19 protein-coding genes are annotated in these 21,208 nt (G+C 55.2%); 16 read left to right on the top strand and 3 right to left on the bottom strand.

The features are described from left to right. Positions 1-64 precede the first annotated feature (64 nt). Complete coding sequence (locus CPH65_RS20015) at positions 65-928, top strand: AraC family transcriptional regulator (RefSeq protein ID WP_096175488.1); 864 nt, start codon at positions 65-67, stop codon at positions 926-928. 4 nt (positions 929-932) lie between these two features. Here CPH65_RS20015 and CPH65_RS20010 read toward each other — a convergent pair whose 3' ends face one another. Continuing rightward, positions 933-1,304, bottom strand: coding sequence for a hypothetical protein (locus CPH65_RS20010; protein ID WP_157747828.1), 372 nt, complete (start codon positions 1,302-1,304; stop codon positions 933-935). Positions 1,305-1,602: 298 nt separating this feature from the next. On the opposite strand from CPH65_RS20010, the gene rpsB reads away from it, so the two are divergent. The 15 genes from rpsB (at position 1,603) to lpxB (ending at position 17,864) form a co-directional block, all read left to right on the top strand. After that, a complete protein-coding gene (rpsB, locus tag CPH65_RS20005; protein WP_096175486.1) occupies positions 1,603-2,436 on the top strand; it encodes a 30S ribosomal protein S2 in 834 nt (277 codons plus the stop codon). Positions 2,437-2,545: 109 nt separating this feature from the next. Further along, positions 2,546-3,469, top strand: coding sequence for a translation elongation factor Ts (gene tsf, locus CPH65_RS20000; RefSeq protein ID WP_096175485.1), 924 nt, complete (start codon positions 2,546-2,548; stop codon positions 3,467-3,469). Positions 3,470-3,623: 154 nt separating this feature from the next. Next, positions 3,624-4,340, top strand: a complete 717-nt coding sequence (pyrH, locus tag CPH65_RS19995; protein WP_096175484.1) for a UMP kinase — start codon at positions 3,624-3,626, stop codon at positions 4,338-4,340. Positions 4,341-4,522: 182 nt separating this feature from the next. Continuing rightward, positions 4,523-5,083, top strand: a complete 561-nt coding sequence (gene frr / locus CPH65_RS19990; protein ID WP_096175483.1) for a ribosome recycling factor — start codon at positions 4,523-4,525, stop codon at positions 5,081-5,083. 223 nt (positions 5,084-5,306) lie between these two features. After that, a complete protein-coding gene (locus CPH65_RS19985; RefSeq protein WP_096175482.1) occupies positions 5,307-6,098 on the top strand; it encodes an isoprenyl transferase in 792 nt (263 codons plus the stop codon). Between the two features lie 14 nt (positions 6,099-6,112). Further along, positions 6,113-7,045: a phosphatidate cytidylyltransferase gene (locus CPH65_RS19980; protein WP_096175481.1), complete on the top strand. Its 933-nt coding sequence runs from the start codon at positions 6,113-6,115 to the stop codon at positions 7,043-7,045. A gap of 138 nt (positions 7,046-7,183) precedes the next feature. Next, positions 7,184-8,362 carry a 1-deoxy-D-xylulose-5-phosphate reductoisomerase gene (gene dxr / locus CPH65_RS19975; RefSeq protein WP_096176525.1) on the top strand — a complete coding sequence of 393 codons (1,179 nt, stop codon included), beginning with the start codon at positions 7,184-7,186 and terminating at the stop codon, positions 8,360-8,362. 112 nt (positions 8,363-8,474) lie between these two features. Beyond that, complete coding sequence (locus tag CPH65_RS19970; RefSeq protein WP_096175480.1) at positions 8,475-9,392, top strand: alpha/beta hydrolase fold domain-containing protein; 918 nt, start codon at positions 8,475-8,477, stop codon at positions 9,390-9,392. A 194-nt stretch (positions 9,393-9,586) separates the two neighbouring features. Continuing rightward, positions 9,587-10,735 (top strand): RIP metalloprotease RseP, encoded by a 1,149-nt coding sequence (gene rseP / locus CPH65_RS19965; protein WP_096175479.1) that lies wholly within the window; start codon positions 9,587-9,589, stop codon positions 10,733-10,735. 224 nt (positions 10,736-10,959) lie between these two features. Further along, entirely contained in the window at positions 10,960-13,284 is a 2,325-nt protein-coding gene (bamA, locus tag CPH65_RS19960; RefSeq protein WP_157747827.1) for an outer membrane protein assembly factor BamA, read from the top strand. A gap of 68 nt (positions 13,285-13,352) precedes the next feature. Then, a complete protein-coding gene (gene lpxD, locus CPH65_RS19955) occupies positions 13,353-14,393 on the top strand; it encodes a UDP-3-O-(3-hydroxymyristoyl)glucosamine N-acyltransferase (protein WP_096175477.1) in 1,041 nt (346 codons plus the stop codon). A gap of 125 nt (positions 14,394-14,518) precedes the next feature. Then, positions 14,519-14,983 (top strand): 3-hydroxyacyl-ACP dehydratase FabZ, encoded by a 465-nt coding sequence (fabZ, locus tag CPH65_RS19950; RefSeq protein ID WP_096175476.1) that lies wholly within the window; start codon positions 14,519-14,521, stop codon positions 14,981-14,983. A 2-nt stretch (positions 14,984-14,985) separates the two neighbouring features. Beyond that, entirely contained in the window at positions 14,986-15,783 is a 798-nt protein-coding gene (gene lpxA / locus CPH65_RS19945) for an acyl-ACP--UDP-N-acetylglucosamine O-acyltransferase (protein ID WP_096175475.1), read from the top strand. Between the two features lie 4 nt (positions 15,784-15,787). After that, positions 15,788-16,657: an LpxI family protein gene (locus CPH65_RS19940; protein ID WP_096175474.1), complete on the top strand. Its 870-nt coding sequence runs from the start codon at positions 15,788-15,790 to the stop codon at positions 16,655-16,657. A gap of 46 nt (positions 16,658-16,703) precedes the next feature. Further along, positions 16,704-17,864, top strand: a complete 1,161-nt coding sequence (gene lpxB / locus CPH65_RS19935; protein ID WP_096175473.1) for a lipid-A-disaccharide synthase — start codon at positions 16,704-16,706, stop codon at positions 17,862-17,864. 147 nt (positions 17,865-18,011) lie between these two features. Here lpxB and gltA read toward each other — a convergent pair whose 3' ends face one another. After that, on the bottom strand, positions 18,012-19,301 hold the full coding sequence (gltA, locus tag CPH65_RS19930) for a citrate synthase (RefSeq protein ID WP_096175472.1): 1,290 nt from the start codon (positions 19,299-19,301) through the stop codon (positions 18,012-18,014). A 403-nt stretch (positions 19,302-19,704) separates the two neighbouring features. Next, on the bottom strand, positions 19,705-21,123 hold the full coding sequence (gene gltX / locus CPH65_RS19925) for a glutamate--tRNA ligase (RefSeq protein ID WP_096175471.1): 1,419 nt from the start codon (positions 21,121-21,123) through the stop codon (positions 19,705-19,707). Between the last annotated feature and the right edge of the window lie 85 nt (positions 21,124-21,208).

The raw sequence follows: 21,208 nt of genomic DNA, 5'->3' as shown, positions 1-21,208 counted from the left end.
TAATGTGGCGCCAACGGCATTCGATCCGTTTTCTTGATTATCTTTGTCTATTTCGGCCTTTGTTATGACCCAGACCGGTAAATCCGTCTTTGGATATCTGAAAGACACGTCCGCTGCTGTTCAGGAGAGTTATCTTGATCTCGGCTTTGGTCGCTATGGCGCGATCTGGACGAATGCCAAGGACCATGTTCGTTACGAGAAACTGGAAGGGCACACCTTCAGCTGGTACGCACGCGGCGGGCAGGGTGTCTTTCGGGTCGATGGTGATAAACGGGAAGGGCGGCCCGGGGCCTTTTGCATTTTTCCGCAAGGCCAGACCTCAGAATGGGATATCACAGGTCCGCTGGAAATGATGCATCTGTATTTGCCCAGTGATGAGCTGCGCCGGTGCTATTCGGAAATGCTTGATCGGGATGGGCAATTGCTGGATCTCGCCGATGTGACCTATGCGGACGCGGGAGACCTGGCGCGCGCCTTTGCAGAGATGCTCGTTGCGACCCGAACGGGGCAGTCACTGCGTGCCGAGGAAGCGATGACCGAGCTTGTCGCAGGTGTTTTGAAGGATCAGCGCTTCCACGGGCTGTCGGTCCAGCCCTTGCGTGGCGGACTGTCTGGCCGTGTCAGGCGGCAATTGACCGACTATATCGAGGCCAATCTCGATCAGGTCATCCGGCTGCAGGATCTGGCCGCGATTGCAGGCCTGAGTGAGTTTCACCTCCAGCGCGCCTTCAAGCAGACTTGCGGCGTGTCTCCGCATTCCTTTGCCAGCCATCGAAGGGTGGAGCGTGCAAAACTGCAGATCAGGCAAGGCGCTCCGCTGATTCAAGTCTCAGACGCTTGCGGCTTTTCCAGTCAGAGCCATTTCACGCGGAGCTTCAAGGCTGGAACGGGCGTGACGCCCGCGGCGTATCGCAAGGCGGTTGCCTGAGCGCTCACTCACTGCCATTTGATATCAGTGCAGTATAGTCAAGTTCGGACGCGCGTGTGCAATGGATCGCGCTCCTCGTGCAATCAAGGCGCGGCGTGGTGCAGGAGATCGACATGTCTGGGGCGCGGGTGCATTGGCTGCAGCCGTTCGTTGCCTCAAGGCAGGCTGTTTCCTGCGCCATGAAGGCGGATAGGCTCGTGCTCTGCTGCAGATAGGCTTCGTATTTCTTCCGGCAGTTTGGCGGATCGGCCTGGGCTATCGAGCTGATCAACAACAACAACAGCATGAACGCGACCATGACCGGGGACGCAAGGTGCCGCGCTTGTGGGTGTCGTGTCTTGTTCGTGTATGCTGGTAAGGGGGCTGTTGTTGTCATTGTCGTCCTGAAACTCCGTCCTTTTCGCGTTTGGCGTGTCGTGGACAAATGCAAGGCACAAAGCCTCGAGCCTTCGATCATCCTGCTCTGAGCGTGGGCTTTTCGTCAAGTCGGTGCTTTGTGCGGGATGTCAGGCAAAAGGCGGGCTTTTGCCCTTGCAATCCTTTTCTATAGCGCCTATAAGCCCTCTCGAATCCACATGTGGGATAGGGTGGCAGCATGGAGAAATGTGCTGACATCCATCCGGTGCCCTAATAGGTCACATCCCACAGAGGTTAAACCGGTAAAGGAAATAAACATGGCACTTCCTGAAGTATCCATGCGCACGCTGCTTGAAGCAGGTGTGCATTTTGGTCACCAGACCCACCGCTGGAACCCGAAAATGGGCAAATACATTTTCGGCGCTCGCAACAACATCCATATCGTCGATCTGTCTCAGACCGTTCCCCTGATGAACGAAGCTCTGAAGGTTGTTTCCGACACCGTTGCTCGCGGCGGTCGCGTCCTCCTTGTTGGCACCAAGCGTCAGGCTGCTGGCCCGATCGCTGAAGCCGCAAAGTCCTGCGCTCAGTATTACGTCAACTCCCGCTGGCTTGGCGGCATGATGACCAACTGGAAAACCATCACCCAGTCCATTCAGCGTCTGCGTAAGCTCGATGAGCTGCTTGAAGGCGAAGGCAAAGGCTTCACCAAGAAAGAGCGCCTGACCCTGACCCGCGAACGCGATAAGCTGGAACGTGCTCTGGGCGGTATCAAGGACATGGGCGGTGTGCCTGACCTGATTTTCGTCATCGACACCAACAAAGAAACCATCGCAATCAACGAAGCGCGCCGTCTGGGTATTCCCGTGGCAGCCATTGTTGATACCAACTGCGATCCGGATGGTATCGACTTCCCGGTTCCTGGCAACGATGACGCGTCTCGTGCTCTGGCTCTTTACTGCGATCTGATTGTTGCTGCTGCCATCGACGGCATCTCCCGGTCTGCTGGTGAAACCGGCGTTGATCTGGGCGAAGCTGAAGAAGGCCTTGTCGAGCTTGAAATCGAGGGCGTTGACGAAGGTGCGGCTGAAGCTGAAGTGGTTTCTGAAGAAGCTGCTGTAACGCCTTCAGAAACAACTGAAAACGCTTGAGTTTGATTGCTAAGGTGTTTGGGTCTTGACGGCCCTGCTTAAAATTTAATTTGGTCGCCCGGGCTGCCGGGCGACTTTTTGGCTTGTTTGAAAAGGACGTGAGGCTGCAATGGCGATTACAGCATCTATGGTGAAAGAGCTCCGTGAAACCTCTGGCGCGGGCATGATGGACTGCAAAAAGGCTCTGGCTGAGACCGATGGTGACATGGAAGCAGCAATCGATTGGTTGCGCACCAAAGGCCTCTCCAAAGCGGCTAAGAAATCTGGCCGTATCGCGGCTGAAGGCCTCATCGCCATCGCTGGCGAAGGCAACAAGGCTGCCGTGGTGGAACTCAACGCCGAAACCGACTTCGTTTCCCGCAACGAACAGTTCCAGGAGCTGGCCAGCAAAATTGCTGCAGTGACCATCGAAGCCGGATCCGACCTTGAAGCTATTCTGGCCGCCCCCTATCCGGGTGGTGCCACTGTTGCAGACACCATCACCAACGCTGTTGCCACGATCGGCGAGAACATGAACCTGCGTCGCGGTGCGGTCATGAGCGTCGACAAGGGCATTGTTGCTACCTACATGCACAACGCAACGGCTCCCGGCCTTGGCCGTCTTGGTGTTCTGGTTGCTCTGGAATCCGAAGGCGATGCAGCAAAGCTTGATGCTCTGGGCAAACAGATTGCCATGCATGTAGCTGCGACCAACCCGTTGGCTGCGACCACGGATGAATTGGATCCTGCTGCTGTCGAACGTGAAAAAACCGTGTTCTCCGAGCAGGCCAAAGCATCCGGCAAGCCGGAAAGCATCATCGAGAAAATGGTCGAAGGCCGTCTGCGCAAATTCTATGAAGAAGTTGTTCTTCTCAAGCAGACTTTCGTGATCGACGGTGAAAACACCGTTGAGCAGGCGATCAAAAATGCCGAAGCCGAAGTTGGCGCTCCGATCAAACTCGTTGGCTTTACCCGCTTTGCGCTGGGCGAAGGCATCGAAAAGAAAGAAGAAGATTTCGCTGCTGAGGTTGCTGCCGCTTCCGGCAATGCCTGATTGCGCGATCTTGCCTCGCAGCAAGCGGGGTTGAAAACCTAAAAAACAAAGGGCGCCGGGGATGACGAACCAGCGCCCTTCGTGTATGCAGGGTCAGCTTTTTTTGACTGGCCGGATGCGGGCCGGACGCTTTAAGACAAGGATCAGACACAGCATGGCAGAGCTCAAATACAAGCGCATTTTGCTGAAAGTTTCGGGCGAAGCCCTGATGGGGGAGCAGTCCTTCGGGATTGATCAGAGCGTTATCGAGCGAGTTGCCACTGATATAGAGAATGCGCGCGCCCTTGGTGCCGAAATCTGTGTCGTGATTGGTGGCGGGAACATTTTTCGCGGTGTGTCCGTCGCAGCTCAGGGTGGGGATCGCGTTGTTGGCGACCATATGGGCATGCTCGCCACGGTTATGAACTGCCTTGCCATGTCGAGCGCGCTCAACGCCAAAGGCATCCCGGCTGTGCCGATGTCCGCTATCGCCATGCCCGAGGTCTGTGAGAGCTTCACCCAGCGCGGTGCCAAGGCTCATCTGGCGGATGGCAAGGTCGTGCTGTTTGCAGCCGGGACAGGTTGCCCCTTCTTTACTACCGATTCTGGTGCAGCGCTGCGCGCCGCGGAAATGCAATGCGATGCACTGCTGAAGGGCACACAGGTCGACGGGATTTATTCTGCCGATCCCAAAATCGTTCCCGATGCGATCCGCTATGATACCATTACGCACGCCGATATGCTCAAACAGGGGCTCAAGGTTATGGATGCGGCTGCAATTGCGCTTGCTCAGGACGGCAATATACCGATAATTGTATTCTCACTCCACGAACCGGACGGCCTTGTCGAAATTCTACAGGGCAGGGGGCGTTGCACCGTGGTGTCTGACTAGGCTGCTTGTTCTGACTTTATGTCAGGATGAAGGGCTTTTGGCCAGTGAGCGGGACATGCGGGATAATGGCTTGCCCTTGTTTCGACGTATCCCGCGCTCAAAAAGGGTTTTGAGGAGCCCTCGGGCTGATGGTCCCACTGAAATGATCAAAGACAACAGCAAAACGAAAAAGGTTTTAAAAAATGTCTGCCGAAGAACTGGATCTTGATGACCTTGAGCGTCGCATGAAGGGTGCCGTTTCCGTTCTCAAAACGGAGTTGTCCGGTCTGCGCACCGGGCGCGCCTCTATCAACCTGCTCGATCCGATCACGGTCGAGGCCTATGGCCAGACCATGCCGATCAATCAGGTTGGTACTGTCTCTGTTCCTGAGCCGCGTATGCTGTCGATCCAGATTTGGGACAAAGGTATGGTTCGCGCTGTTGAAAAAGCGATCCGCGAATCCAACCTCGGTATCAATCCGGTGACAGACGGGCAGTTGTTGCGCCTTCCCATTCCTGAAATGAATGAGGAACGACGCACCGAGATGACCAAGATTGCCCACTCTTATGCTGAAAATGCCAAGGTTGCCGTGCGGCATGTTCGCAAAGATGGTATGGACCAGTGCAAGAAGGCCGAGAAAGACGGCATGAGTGAAGATGACTCCAAAATCTATCAGGATGAAATCCAGAGCCTGACCGATAAGACCGTCAATGCAATCGACGAATTGCTTGAAGCCAAGCAGACCGAAATCATGCAGGTCTAGATCTGGAATTGTGACGACCCAAGAGTGGCGCAGGATGGGGAAAGAGACGTGTTTAGGGCATGGCTCGCCCCCGATTGTCGCTCTGGTTGTGTATTGTGCTGAATTTAGCTCTTCTTTCGCATGGCGGTACAATACTACAATTCCAAATGGATGGGGTTGCCGCGATTCTCTCGCTGTGAGACAAAGTGGCACCATCTTGACGTCAAGCAGAGGGATCTAATTTATGGCCGGGCACCCAGGTTTAGCTGAAGCCCCAATCCTAGATGCAGTTTCCATTCCGCGCCATCTGGCCGTGATCATGGATGGCAATGGGCGTTGGGCGAAGGCGCGCGGCCTGTCTCGCACACAAGGACACAGGCAGGGTGTGGTGGCGGTCCGCAACATTGTGGCGAGCGCTACCAAGATCGGGATCGAGTATCTGACACTCTTCAGTTTCAGTTCCGAGAACTGGTCACGGCCAGCAACCGAGATCGCAGAACTCTTGGGATTGCTCAAGCTTTTCATTCGCAAGGACCTTTCAACGCTCAAGAAGCAGAATGTTCGTGTCCTTGTGATCGGCGGGCGGGCAGATTTGTCGGCCGATCTTGTTGATCTGCTTGAGATGGCGGAGGAACGAACCGCTGGCAACACCGGCATGACTCTCGTGATTGCATTCAACTACGGGTCGCGCAGTGAAATGACGGATATGGTGCGTCGGCTGGCCCGCGAAGTGGAACAAGGCCGTCTTGCTTCTGATCAAATCTCCGAAGAGATGATTTCGTCTTCACTCTATTCTGCGGGCATTCCTGATCCGGATGTGATTATTCGCACGAGCGGGGAGAAGCGTCTGTCGAATTTTCTGCTTTGGCAGGCAGCTTACGCGGAGTTCGTTTTCGTGGATTGCAATTGGCCGGACTTTGACGAGCAGCAACTCATTCTTGCGCTTGAAGAGTACGGACGACGCAATCGCCGATTTGGCGGTTTGGCGGAAGAAGACTGTCAGGGTAGCAAAAAGATCGTCGCATCTGGCGGTTAAGCGAGCGGGCATTCATGCCTGCCAAGTCCGGGCCGCTTGGTGAAGCTGGCCTGTTGGTGGAGGACCAAGCGCTGGGTCAAAAACAAGACAAAACTGCCAAGACGGCAGCAGATCAGGGGAAGGCTAAGGCCCCATGGTCCAATCTGGCCTTGCGTGCCTTGTCCGGTATTTTACTCGCCGTGCTTGCCTTTTTGGCGACGTGGTGGGGTGGTCTTGCGTTCGCTCTTCTCTTCGGGCTTGGTGCTCTGCTCGTTTATCGTGAGTGGGTGGCAATCGTTGGAGAGGCGCCATTCGGCATTCCAGCCTTGATCGGTTATGCCTCGATCGCTGGCGCGCTTGTTTGCTTCTATGTCGGTGCGTGGCAGGCGAGCCTCGTCATTCCACTGTTTGGGGCTGGCTTTCTCTATTTTGCCCGCTGTTCCTATCCTTTTGCGCGCTGGTGTGCCTCGGGTATTCTCTATTCGGCTTGGTTCGGATTGTCCGCCATTGCGCTGAGGCAGGATCCGGCAAACGGCTTTGCTGCCATTTTGCTGTTGTTCGCAATCGTCTGGGGTACGGATGTGGCTGCCTATTTCGTTGGGAAAACTCTGGGTGGTCCGAAACTATGGCCCAAGGTGTCGCCCAAGAAGACCTGGTCCGGTTCGATTGGCGGGCTGCTGGTTGGTGTGGCCTTTGCCTGTGCTGTTGCCTTTGCGCTCAATGTGCCAATCAGCCTTTTGCTGATTCTGATGCTGGCAGCTCTGTCTGTGGTGTCCCAACTGGGGGATCTGGCTGAATCGCACATGAAGCGTTTGTTCGGGGTCAAGGATTCGGGCAACCTCATTCCCGGCCACGGTGGCGTCATGGATCGGGTTGACGGGCTGGCTGTTGCGATGGTGGCCGCCGCGGTCATTGGGCTTTCCTCCGGCTCTGTCACCGGCGTGGCCACAGGCTTTCTGGTGTGGTAACCCATCACGGGTCGCGCTCGGTTCTGCCGCTTGGCCCAGGGGGATAAATGCCGTTACCCGTTGGGATGCCGGTGAAATGCAAGGAATAAATATCAAATGAACGGACTCACAGCCACGACGCAATTTCCCGAGACCCGCATGGCCGGAACGACAAAGAGAATCTCCGTTCTTGGCGCGACCGGTTCGGTTGGCGACTCCGCTCTTGATATCATCGCCGGATCACCGGAGCGCTATCAGGTGGAGGCTCTGACGGCCAATGAAAACGTGACCAAGCTCGCCGAGCTTGCGATCAAGCATCGAGCCCGATATGTCGCGATAGCTGATGAGGGTCGATACGATGACCTCAAGGCCGCTTTGTCGGGGAGCGGCGTTGCTGTCGGAGCCGGGCTTTCCGCGCTTGAGGAAGCGGCAGCCATGCAGGTCGATATTGTTGTGGGTGCCATTGTCGGCGCGGCGGGTATCCGGCCCACCATGGCCTCCCTTAAGGCAGGCAATCAGGTGGCGCTTGCCAACAAGGAAGCGCTGGTCTGTGCCGGTGACCTCGTGATGGCGGAAGCCGCAAAGCTTGGCAAGCCGATCCTGCCAGTGGACTCCGAGCACAGCGCCATTTTTCAAATATTCGATGAAGACAACCGGTGCGAGATCGAAGAGGTGACGATCACCGCGTCGGGTGGTCCTTTCCGGACTTGGGATCAACGCTCAATCGCCAAGGCCACGCCGGATCAGGCCCTCAAGCATCCCAACTGGTCGATGGGCGCCAAGGTGACGATCGATTCTGCTTCGTTGATGAACAAGGGGCTGGAGGTCATCGAAGCCCACCATCTTTACCGCATGCTACGCGAAAAGCTCTCTGTGGTGGTGCATCCCCAATCCATCATTCATGGGCTTGTGACCTACACCGACGGATCCATGCTGGCCCATCTGGGGGCTGCGGACATGCGCATTCCGGTTGCCCATTGTTTGGCTTGGCCGGAGCGTGCGCCGGCAAATACACGCCGGATTTCGCTCGTTGAGCTTGGCCAGTTGACCTTTGAAGCGCCGGACCTTGAGCGCTTCCCCTGTCTGCGGCTGGCGCTTGATGCGCTGGACCATGGTGGCAATCTGCCCAATATCATGAATGCTGCCAATGAGATAGCGGTTGCCGCTTTCCTTGGTGGGCGCATGACCTTTGGCGGCATCCCCGAGCTTGTGGAAAGAACAATGCTGGAGATGCAAAAGCGCGGGGAAAGCAAGCCTGCCGGGAGCATTGAAGACGTTCTGGAGGCTGACAAATCGTCTCGCGTGGTCGCAGAACAATTGCTTGTCCATATCAATTGATCAACAATGCATCCTGTCCTGCTCCATTGTGTCCTTTTGGGGCACTCATTGCCTGTTTGACTGGGCAAGTTCAGGACTTTTTGTTTAAAATTCAAGTTTCGCGGAGTGTTTCATGACCAAAGCGCCTAATGCCGATTTGCTAAAAGTCGCAGCCCGTTACAGCTACAATCCGGACCCTTCCGAAGAGGTGACGCCGCAAGAGGCACGAGAACGGTTGCATGAAATTCGCAAGGATCTGCTGGGCGTTCATGATGCGGTCGTGTCGAAAACCGATCATGAGATCGATGGACATGTCATCCATTTGTTCCGTCGCAAGGATCGTTCGGAAGCAAGCGAAAAGGCGATCATTTATATTCACGGGGGCGGCTGGTGCAAATGTGACCCGCAGACTCACGGCAGCATCATGACTGACCTTGCGGGAGAGAGTGGCCTTGATGTCTATGGCATCACCTATCCCATGTCGCCCGAAAATGTCTACCCAAGCGCGATTGATGCCGTGTGTGATCAGATCAAGGCGATTGGGGCATCCTTGCATAAGGGCGAGCTGATTGTTGCTGGGGATAGTGCGGGGGCCAATCTCGCTCTTGCGGCGGCGTTGCGCCTGCGCGATGAGGACAAGATCCAGTCTATTGTTGCCCTGTTGCTCTGGTATGGTTGCTATCGCTACAGCTTTGATACGCGCAGCCACAAGGCCTATGGTGATGGCAGCTTTGGTCTTGCGACCGATGGGATGCGGGAAATGTGGGATGATTATCTCGGCGGAGCGGAAGACGCGGTTTATGGTGAATTGAGCGGTGCCGACTTTTCAAATCTGCCGCCATGTTACCTGTGTGAGGCAGAATTCGACTGTCTTGCGGATGATACGCGCTGGTTGGCGTCTCGCTTGATGGAAGATGGGGGGCGGTTCTACTATGACTTCTACCCCGAAACGAACCACGGTTTTCTGCACTATTCAGCGCATTTCAAGCCGAGTATGACCACGATTGAACGAGCGATTGCTTTTTTGACAACCGCTGCAGTCAAGGATTGAAGATCGCGGCGCTAGAAGCGAGGGCTGGGTTTTCGCGCCCTGTTAACCGTCGCGCAGGCCCTTGTGTGCTATGGCGTCGTTGCTGCCCTCAGACAGCTTGATTTGGTCCTATTATGACCCTATTTAAGCCTTCTTTAGAGACTGATGAACTAGCGTAGCGAGCGCATGCAGCGCTCACGTGTTTGGAGATTGAGATGGAATTCCTGCAAGGGATCTTTTCTGCCGGGACGGGCTTTTTGGGGTACCTAATCCCAGCCCTTTTTGTCCTAACCATTGTGGTGTTTTTCCATGAGCTTGGCCATTTTATGGTGGGTCGCTGGTGCGGTGTGACCATCAAGGCCTTCTCCATCGGGTTTGGCCCGGAGTTGTTTGGTTTTTATGACAAGTATGGCACCCGCTGGAAATTCAGTGCGATTCCTCTTGGAGGATACGTCAAGTTTCTGGGCGATGAGAATGCGGCGAGCATGCCTGACGAAGAGGCGATGCAGAGCCTTGGCGAGGATGAGCGGGAAGGGTCGCTGCACAGCAAGGCCCTCTGGCAGAGAGCCGCGATCGTCGCGGCTGGTCCGTTTGCCAACTTTCTGTTGTCTATTGTTATTTTCGCGATGCTGCTGTTTTTGTATGGCAAGCCGATCACGCCGGCTCGGGTCGATAGCGTGGTTCCCAACAGTGCCGCTGAGGAAGCCGGGTTCAAGCCTGGAGACATCATGGTGTCTGTTGACGGTGTCGATATCGAGGCCTTCTCCGATGTTCAGCGTCTTGTGGCATTGAGCTCTGAGGTCACCCTTGATGTGATCGTGGATCGTGGCGGTGAACTTGTGACATTGACGACCACGCCGCGCCGCATGGAAGTGACGGACAATTTCGGCAACAAGCAGAAAATTGGCGTTCTGGGCATTCATCACACCCGGGATCCTGAAGACGTCGTTGTGAAGGAATATGGTCCGTTGCAGGCATTACAGGGCGGGGTTGAAGAGACCTACTTCATCATCGAACGGACCCTTGCGTATATCGGACGCATCTTTGTTGGCAAGGAAGATGCCGATCAGCTTGGCGGGCCGTTGAAGGTGGCACAGGTCTCCGGACAGGTCGCAACCTTGGGACTGATGGCGCTGATCAATCTGGCTGGCATGCTGTCGGTGAGCATTGGCCTGATCAACCTGTTCCCGATTCCCATGCTGGATGGCGGGCATCTCGTCTATTTTGCTGCAGAGGCGGTGAGGGGGAAGCCATTGTCCCAGCGCAGTCAGGAGCTTGGCTTCAGAATCGGCATGGCCATGGTGCTGTCGTTGATGGTCTTTGCCACGTTCAACGACATTACCAGTATTTTCCTCAGTGATTGAGAGAATGAGTGCTTGCGTGAGCTTTAACCAAATGACATTGTCTATTTGCTACAAAGATGTGGCTTAAGGGCAACGGATGGCAATGTTTGCTGGGGTAATGTGTCATGGGGGGTTGATCCTGTGACGATTCAGGGTAAAACCCTAATGAACAATAAGATTCCAATTCGTTGATGCTCATATGTGTGAGCGAATTGCTGAAACAGATATTAAGAGTGTTTGGGCTGATGAAAAATTTGAAGACCTTCGCTTGGGGCGCGGCGATAGCAACTGTGATGACAGTGGGCGCACCACTTGCTCCCGTCGATCTTTTCGGTATCAGTCCCGCCTTCGCGCAAACCGTCAGCAGAATTGCGGTCGAAGGAAACGCTCGCGTCTCCGACGATACCATTCGCTCTTATGTTGTGGTGAAACCCGGTCAGAGGGCGTCAGCCTTCGATATCGATGAGTCGCTCAAGGCGCTTTACCAGACCGGTTTGTTCAAGGATGTGGTGATCAATCGCCGTGGTTCCACTCTTGTTGTCAAAGTTCAGGAAAATGCCGTCATCAACCGAATTTCATTTGAAGGAAACGACCGGCTTAAGGACGAGGTTCTCGAGCAGGTGGTCACTTCCAAAGGACGCGGAATACTGAGTCAAAGTCGTGTTAAGACAGACACCCAGCGCATTCTCGAAGCCTATCGTCGGGCCGGACGATTTGGTGCGCAGGTTGAGCCGAAAATCATTGATCTGGGACGCAATCGCGCCGATCTGGTTTTTGAAATCACCGAAGGGGCGAAGACATCCGTTTCTCGCGTTTCCATCATTGGCAACACGCAATTCAGTGATCGCCGCCTGTCTAAAGTTATCACAACCAAGGAATCCGGTTGGCTGAGTTGGTTTACCGCCAACGATACCTATGATGCAGAGCGGCTGGCTGCCGATGAAGAGCGTCTCCGCAAATTTTACCTGAACAATGGCTATGCGGATTTCCGTGTTATCTCCTCCGTCGCCGATCTTGATCGCGAGCGGAACGTCTTCTTCGTTACCATTACGGTTGAAGAGGGTGAACAGTACCGGATCGGAGATGTCGAGGTCGATAGCGCGGTGCCAGACGTGGACGCAGAAGAACTTCGCGGCTACGTCAAGACTGATCAGGGTGATGTTTACAGCGCTGAGGAAGTGTCCGAAAGCCTCGAAGATATGACCATCGCGATTGCCGAATCCGGTTATGCTTTTGCTCGCGTATCGCCTCGTGCAGATCGCGACTATGAAAACAAGACCATCAACCTTGTTTATCAGGTTGATGAGGGTGCGCGGGCTTATGTCGAGCGGATCAATATTCGCGGTAACACCCGGACACGCGATTATGTGATTCGTCGTGAATTTGACATGGCAGAAGGGGATGCCTTCAACCGTGTGCTGTTGGATCGTGCGAAGCGTCGTCTTGAAGCACTTGGCTTCTTCGAGAAAGTTGCGATCACCACCGAACAGGGTTCTTCGCCCGACCGTGTTGTCCTCAATGTGGATGTCACCGAGAAAGGGACCGGGTCTCTGTCTCTTGGTGGTGGCTACTCCACCGAAGATGGCTTTATTGCTGATGTTTCAATCACCGAGACAAACTTCATGGGCCGTGGCCAGTATCTGAAGGCTGCGGTTTCCGGTGGTGCGTCTCAGCAGTCTTATACGCTGTCGTTCACCGAGCCCTATTTCCTCGGTCGTCGCATGGCTGCTGGCTTTGATCTGTACAAACAGACCTATAAAGATACCGACAGTCGCGAATATGACTATGATCGCGTTGGCGGAACTTTGCGTCTTGGTCTTCCCATCACCAATGAGCTGAGCTTCAATCCTTACTATACGCTCGAGCGCAAGAAACTCTCTAACTATGAACTGTATAGTAAGCCTAATGCGTCGCCTGGTGTCACCGAAGCGATCGACGAAGGCGAAACGATCAAGTCGTCTCTTGGCTACTCGCTGGTTTACAACACGGTTGATAGCATGGTCGCGCCGTCCGACGGGATTTACGCCAAGTTCCAGCAGGAGTTTGCCGGTGTTGGTGGCGATGTGCGGTTTATCCGCTCGACCATTGATGCGCGCTACTATCATGAGCTCTATCCGACTTGGGGCCTTGTCGGCATGCTGAAAGTTGGCGGTGGCCACATTCAGGGCATTGGCGGCGATGATGTCCGTATTCTGGATGCCTTCTATCAAGGTGGTGAGACTATTCGTGGCTTCGCGACTGCAGGCTATGGTCCGCGAGACAAAAGATCGGGTGAAGCATTGGGTGGCAAGACCTATTTCAATGCCACAGCCGAGTTGCAGTTCCCGCTGCCTTATCTTGATGGCGTCGGCCTGAGCGGTGCGGTGTTTGCCGATGCGGGCACACTGTTTGGTTCTGATGCCGCCAAGGGCTCATTCCATAGCGATAACTCCATCCGTTCTTCCGTCGGTGCCGGTATTGTCTGGGCAAGCCCGTTCGGTCGTCTGCGTGTCGACTATGGCTACGCTCTGACCAAAGAGTCCTACGACGAGAAACAAGAATTCCGTTTCGGTGCGGCGACAAACTTCTAGGTTGCCGATACCTTCTAAAAAACAAGCCGCTGCTCTTTCGGGCGGCGGCTTTTTTCATGAAAGCGATCATGACAGACCCTGCCTTTTTCAACAAAGTCGAGAGCCTTACCCTTTCAGAAATTGCTGAAATCGTTAAAGCTCCTCTGCCTGAAGGGGCAGACGGCTCCGTTGCCATTGAAAACGTTGCTCCGATTGATGCGGCAAGCAACGGCGAGATCACCTTCCTTGACAATCCTAAATATGTCTCGGAACTGGAGAAAACTTCGGCCGGAGCTGTGCTATGCTCCAAGCGCTATGCGGAAAAGGTGCCCACCGGATCCATCGCCTTGGTTGTTGGCAACCCGTATGAGGCTTTTTCGCTCGTCTCTAGCGCCTTTTATCCCGAAGCGATGGTGCCGCTCGCCTATTTCGAACGGAAAGGTGGCATTTCTCAGGGCGCACATATCCATCCCGACGCAAAGGTTGAAAGCGGTGTCTGCATAGAACCGGGCGCCAGCATCGGTGCCGGAGCAGAGGTTGGGGCTGGCTCGACAATCGGCGTGAATGCTGTCATCGGGCAGGGCGTCCGTGTCGGTCGCAATTGCCATGTGGGGGCAAACGCGGTTCTGCAACACAGTCTGGTCGGTGATGATGTGATCATCCATCCCGGTGTGTGTGTCGGGCAAGACGGATTTGGTTTTGCTATGGGCCCTCAGGGGCACCGCAAAGTGCCGCAGATCGGGCGCGTGATCATTCAGGATCGCGTGGAGATCGGCGCCAACAGCACGATTGATCGCGGCGCCAATCGGGACACGATCATCGGTGAAGGAACCAAGATCGATAACCAGGTACAGATCGGTCACAATGTCGAGGTTGGACGCCATTGCGTTCTGGTGTCTCAAGTCGGTGTGTCCGGTTCGTCAAAACTTGATGATTTTGTTGCCATCGGAGGACAATCTGGTGTAGCTGGTCATATCAGAATTGGCATGGGTGCACAGATTGCCGCGGTGAGCGTTGTAAAGGACGATGTGCCAGTTGGCGCGCGGTACGGCGGTGTTCCCGCCAAACCGGTGAAAACATGGTTCCGTGAAATGGCAGCCCTCAAACGGCTGGCTGAAAAGGGTAGTTGAACGGACACTATCGGGGTGTCGGAGAATTTTAAAAGCCAGCCTCATTGGCCTGCCACCCGTGTGCCATCATTTGAGCGTTGCCGGCAATTGGAGCGGCGGAGCGGAGCTTTGAAGGGAAGGGTAATATGAACGAAAAGACAAGCCTTGACAGTGCTGACATCATGCGCGTCATGGAGCTTTTGCCCCATCGCTACCCGTTTTTGATGATTGACAAGATCATCGAGATGGATGGAGATGACAGCTGCATCGGTGTGAAGAATGTGTCTATCAACGAACCATTCTTTCAGGGGCACTTTCCCCAGCAGCCGGTTATGCCCGGCGTCTTGATTATTGAAGCGATGGCACAGACCGCCGGTGCACTCTGTGTTAATCACCGCGAAGAGTCAGGGCCGCCGAACGTCGTATATTTCATGACCATTGACAAAGCCAAGTTCCGCAAACCGGTTGTGCCCGGTGATGTGGTGCATATCCATGTGAAAAAGGTGCGGAACCGTGGCAACATCTGGCGGTTTGCTTGTGAGGCAACGGTTGAAGGAACGCGGGTTGCCGAAGCTGAAGTCAGTGCAATGCTGCTTATGGGGACAAGTTAAATATGTCTGATATCCACCCCACAGCGATTATCGCTGATGGTGCATCGCTTGCCGATGACGTGGTCGTAGGTCCCTATTGTGTGATTGGCGATGGGGTAACGATCGGGCCGGGCGGTAAACTGCACTCTCATGTCGTTGTCGATGGCAAGACGACAATCGGCTCCAATGTCGAGATTTTCCCGTTTGCTTCTGTTGGCCTGCAGCCACAGGATCTGAAGTTCGAAGGGGAAGATGTCGGCTGCGAGATTGGCGATCATGTCAATATCCGCGAATATGTCACGATCAATCCGGGCACCAAGGGCGGCATCGGTGTCACCAAGGTTGGCAATCATTGTCATATCATGGTCGGAGCCCATATTGCCCATGACTGCATCGTGGGAGACCACGTCATTCTGGTCAATCATGCAACGCTTGCCGGGCACGTTGAAGTGGGCGAACACGCGATCATCGCTGGTTTGTCCGCGGTCATTCAGTTCGCTCGTGTTGGGGCGCATTCCTTTGTTGGTGGGATGTCCGGGCTTGAGAATGACCTCATTCCATTCGGTTCTGCGCTTGGCAACCGGGCGCATCTGGGCGGCCTCAATATTGTCGGACTCAAGCGCCGCGGATTCTCACGCGACCAGATTCACAATCTTCGTCGCGCCTACCGGATGCTGTTTTCCGAAGAAGGCACGCTCGCCGAAAGGGTCGAGGATGTTGCGGAGATGTTTGCCGAAGATGAAAATGTAATGCAGATCGTCTCCTTCATTCGCGCGGATTCCAAAAAGGCGCTCTGCACACCGCGCACGCACGAAGACTAACGCCATGGTGGAGCCCGGACAGGGACCGGTTGGGATCATCGCCGGCGGACAGGATCTTCCTTTTGAAGTGGTTGAAGCTCTACAGGCGGCGGGGCGCGACTATTTCCTGTTTGGTCTCGTCGGAGAAGCCGATGTTCGCATTGAGTTTCACCCTCATGTCTGGCTCAAATGGGGCGAGATAGGCCAGCTTTTCCGGCTGATCGAGCAGCGCGGGATTTCGGAGTTGTTGTGTATTGGGTCCATCACTCATCGTCCGGATTTTCGCTCCATCCGGCTTGATCTGGGGGCAATGAGGGCCTTGCCTGATATTGTCCGGATCATGGCCGGGGGCGGTGATGAAAGCGTGTTGCAAGGTGTAGCCCGCTTTTTTGAAAAGCGCGGCCTGACGCTCGTTTCCGTCAAGGATGTTGCGCCTTCATTGGTCGTCGGTCCCGATCTTTCAGTCGGATCAGATCTTGCTGAACAGAGCAAAAGCGATATCGCGCTTGCTTCCCGGGCGGCGCTTGCGATCGGGGCAATGGATGCAGGACAAGGTGTGGTTGTTGCTGCCGGCCGTATCCTTGCGACGGAAGGTCCTGAAGGCACGGATCAGATGCTTGAGCGGGTCAGCCGCATTCGCCACGAGAAGCGGGCGCGCTGGGACTTCGGCAAGGAGGGGGTGTTGCTCAAACGGGCCCGTCCGGGCCAAGACCTGCGCTTCGACATGCCGACCATCGGCCCCAGAACCATTGAGAATGTGCGTGAAGCCGGCCTTGCCGGTATCGTCTGTGCCGAGGGCGAGGTCCTTTGTGCCAACCGCACGCATACGATTGAGCTGGCGCGGAGCAACGGCTTGTTCCTGCAGGCACATGCCTTGTCGGACAACGCCGTTTGAAAATGCTCTGGAATGAAGCCTGTCTCATCTCCACAAGGAGGCCCTCATGTCCGAGGCTCAGAAGGTGAAGATCTATATTGTCATCGGCGAAGAGTCCGGCGATCAGCTGGGCGCACAGGTGGTCAAGGCTTTGCGCAGACTGGCTGGTGATCAATTCGTCTTTGACGGTTTGGCGGGTGAGCGGATGCAGCGCGAGGGGCTGAGCTCATTGTTTCCGCTGTCGGACATCGCGGTGATGGGGATCATCAATATCATTCGGCAGTATCCGTCCCTGCACAAACGCGGGATGGATGTTGTGCATGATATTCTCGACAAGCGACCGGACTTGCTGTTGATCATCGATAGTCCCGAATTCACCCACGCCGTTGCCAAGCGTGTGCGTAAGAAGCGGCCCGATCTCCCAATTGTCGACTATGTCTCGCCGAGTGTCTGGGCGTGGCGTCCGGGCCGCGCTAAAAAGATGGCGGCTTACGTGGATCACGTGCTTGCCCTCCTGCCGTTCGAGGTTGATGCACACAGTCGATTGTCTGGCCCTCCCTGCACCTATGTGGGGCATCCGCTGATCGAGCGTCTCGACGTCCTGCGTCCGGGTAAGGGAGAGCGCGGAGCGCTCGATACGCCGGTTCTTCTGGTGTTGCCCGGATCGCGCCGCAGCGAAGTCTCGCGGCTGATGGTCGAGTTCGGCAAAGTCGTGACGATGGCCAAGGCGCGTTACCCGGATTTGCGCGTCATTCTGCCCGCCGTGCCTCATCTGAGGGGGCTGATTGACGAAGGACTGGCCAACTGGACGGTGATGCCGGAGGTGGTCGAGGGCGAGGAGGCCAAGTTTGCCGCGTTTCGTCAGGCCCACGCTGCGCTGGCTGCGTCTGGAACCGTGACCCTTGAGCTAGGCCTTTCCGGGGTGCCGATGGTGGTGGCCTACAAGGTCGACTGGTTGACGCGTCAGTTCAAATGGTTGCTCAAGGCACACTCGATTGTTTTGACCAATCTGGTTCTTGGGCACAATGTGATCCCCGAGTTCATCGATGATAATGCCAATGCGGATACTCTGGCTGCTCAACTTATGCCTTTGCTTCAAGAGGGCTTGGAGCGCAATCAGCAGCTTGCAGCGCTTCTCGAACTTGATGAAAAGATGCAGTTGCCGCAAGGAACGCCCAGCGAGGCGGCCGCGCGGGTCATTCTTGATTATCTACCGACGTCCAAATGAAGCGCTGCACTGGTGTGATAGCGTTTGCGTGAGGGACCTGTCTTGGCCACCGCTGCGCTCGTGACGTTCGGTGCATGGTTCGCCGAATGAGCAGAAACAAAAAAAGGCTCCCGGAAGGGAGCCTTTTTTGCGTCTTGTCGTGAACGCTTAGCGCTCGGAAATGTTCACATAGTCGCGCTGGGTTGCTCCGGTGAAGAGCTGGCGCGGGCGACCGATGCGCTGGGATGGGTCCTCGACCATTTCCTTCCACTGTGCGATCCAGCCGACGGAACGGGCCACAGCAAAGAGCACGGTGAACATGTCCGCAGGGAAGCCCAGAGCACGCAGGGTGATACCGGAATAGAAGTCGATGTTCGGATAGAGCTTTTTCTCGACGAAATACTGATCGTTAAGAGCGATCTTTTCCAGTTCCATGGCGACTTCAAGGGTCGGATCGTTTTCGATGCCCAGCTCGTTGAGCACTTCATGACAGGTTTTCTGCATGATGCGCGCGCGCGGGTCATAGTTTTTGTAAACGCGGTGGCCAAAGCCCATCAGACGGAACGGATCGTCCTTGTCCTTTGCCTTGGCGACATATTCTTCGACGCGATCGACGGTGCCGATCTCGTGCAGCATGTTCAAAGCTGCTTCGTTGGCGCCACCATGAGCAGGGCCCCAGAGGCAGGCGATACCGGCGGCAATACAGCCGAACGGGTTGGCCCCCGACGAACCAGCCAAGCGGACGGTCGAAGTGGATGCGTTCTGCTCGTGGTCTGCATGGAGAATGAAGATGCGATCCATCGCACGGGCGAGGATCGGATTCACCTTGTATTCTTCAGCGGGAACCGAGAAGCACATGTGCAGGAAGTTGCCCGCATATCCAAGATCGTTGCGCGGATAGACGAACGGCTGGCCGATGGAATATTTGTAGGCCATGGCTGCCATCGTGGGCATCTTGGCAACGAGACGCAAGGTTGCAACCATGCGCTGATGCGGATCGGAGATGTCGGTGGAGTCATGATAGAAGGCAGACAATGCACCAACGATGCCGACCATGACCGCCATCGGGTGGGAGTCACGGCGATAGCCGGTGTAGAATTTGCTCATCTGCTCATGCACCATGGTGTGACGGGTCACACGGGTGTCGAAGTCCAGCTTCTCTGCCTTGGTCGGGAGGTGACCGTAAAGAAGAAGGTAGCAGGTTTCGAGGAAGTCACCCTTTTCGGCCAATTGATCGATCGGATAGCCGCGATAAAGAAGGGTGCCTTCGTCGCCATCAATATAGGTAATGTCAGACTGACAGGAGGCAGTGGAGGTGAAACCAGGGTCATAGGTGAACATTCCGGTCTCTTTGTAAAGAGCACCGATGTCGATGACGTCTGGGCCGATTGATCCGCTTTGAACCGGAAACTCCCAAGACTTGTCACCAACTGTCAATGTTGCTTTGTTGTCACTCATTCGGCTACTCCCAAATTTTGAAAACAATTTGCTGTTGCTGTCGGAACGGAAGGGTGCGCTCAGGCGCAGCAAACCCTCCTAGGCAACAAAGGAACTGCAATTTCGGTATATGATTTTTATACGCGCCGCAAGCTCTTCTGAGGTTGGATATGCGTATAAAATCATGAAATATCAAGTTATTTCAGCGAGTTATCCTACAAAAGTATGACTAATAAATTCCATTTTACCTCCTTCTTGGTCTAATTAATTAGACCTATAAATTATGTATTTTTACCAGTCCGTTGGCTTTGCGACAGGATGATGACGAGAGGATTCGACATTTGGGAAAAACCGATGGCCTTGAAACAAAAAGGCCGGAACTGTATCCGGCCTTTTTAGCATAAAACTGCGATGATTGCAGGGGTCAGGACGCCTGATCTTTGAGGCGTGCGATTGACTCGTCCTTGCCCAGCACAACCAGGACATCAAAAATGCCCGGTGAGGTGGACCGACCGGTGAGGGCTGCACGCAGGGGCTGGGCGACCTTGCCCAGTTTCAATTCCTTTTTCTCGGCAAAGGCCCGGACCAACTGATCCGTGCTTTCAAGGGTCCAGTCCGACAACGCATCGAACTGCGGCACCAGTTCAGCCAGCATCGCGCGTGCGTCGTCGGTCAGCAACTTGGCTGCCTTTTCTTCCATCGCTAGGGGGCGGGTGTCGAACAGGAATTCAAGTCCCGCTTTCAGATCGAGCAGCGTTTTTGCGCGTTCCTTGACGCCGGGCATGGCCAGAAGGATTTGCCGTTTTTTCTCGTCATCGATTTTCGCCAGCATGTCTTCGCCATCAATGAAGGGCAGGAGCGCCGTCAGGCGTTCGAGAAGATAGTCATCGTCGGCGTTTCGCATATAGACGCCGTTGAGATTCTCCAGCTTCTTGAAGTCGAACCGGGCGGCCGCCTTGTTCATGCCGTCAAAGCCAAACCACTCGATCATCTGATCGGTCAAGATGACCTCGTCATCACCATGGGCCCAGCCCAGACGAACCAGATAGTTGCGCATGGCTTCGGGCAAATAGCCCATGTCGCGATAGCCTTCGACGCCCAGAGCGCCGTGGCGCTTGGACAGCTTTGCACCATCCGGTCCATGAATGAGCGGGATGTGGGCCATGGTTGGGCTTTCCCATCCCATTGCCTGATAGACAAGGGTCTGGCGGGCCGCATTGGTCAGGTGGTCATCGCCGCGAATGATATGGGTGACGCCCATATCGTGGTCATCGACAACGACGGCCAGATTGTAGGTCGGGTTGCCATCCGAACGCATGATGATCATGTCATCAAGGTCCTTGTTGGGGAAGGTCACCGTCCCCTGAACCTTGTCCTCAATAACGGTGCTGCCCTCAAGCGGCGCTTTGATGCGGATCGCTGGCTTGACGCCCTCTGGGGCTTCTGCTGGATCACGATCGCGCCATGTTCCGTCATAACGGGGTGGCCGTTTTTCGGCGCGCGCCTTTTCGCGCATTTCGGTCAGCTCTTCAGCGGTACAATAGCAACGATAGGCCTTGCCCTCTGCCAGAAGCTGTTCAACCACGGAGCGATGACGCTCAACGCGAGAATATTGCGACAGCGGCTCGCCGTCATAGCTCAGCCCCATCCAGTCCATCCCGGCGATGATCGCCTCGATCGCTGCATCAGTCGAGCGTTCGCGGTCGGTGTCCTCGATGCGAAGGAGCATCTTGCCGCCGTTGGCCTTGGCAAAGAGCCAGTTGAACAAAGCGGTGCGAGCGCCGCCGATATGAAGGTAGCCCGTGGGGGACGGGGCAAAGCGAGTTACAACCTCAGATGACATTGTGCTATCGGAAACCTGTATTTCGGGATAGGGTGTACCGGAAATTGAAGTCGGTTGCACAGCCCAGACAATTGGGCTGCAACCG

This window comes from Cohaesibacter sp. ES.047, assembly GCF_900215505.1.
In the GTDB taxonomy this organism is placed as follows: domain Bacteria; phylum Pseudomonadota; class Alphaproteobacteria; order Rhizobiales; family Cohaesibacteraceae; genus Cohaesibacter.
This window is presented reverse-complemented; position numbering and strand designations above follow the sequence as displayed.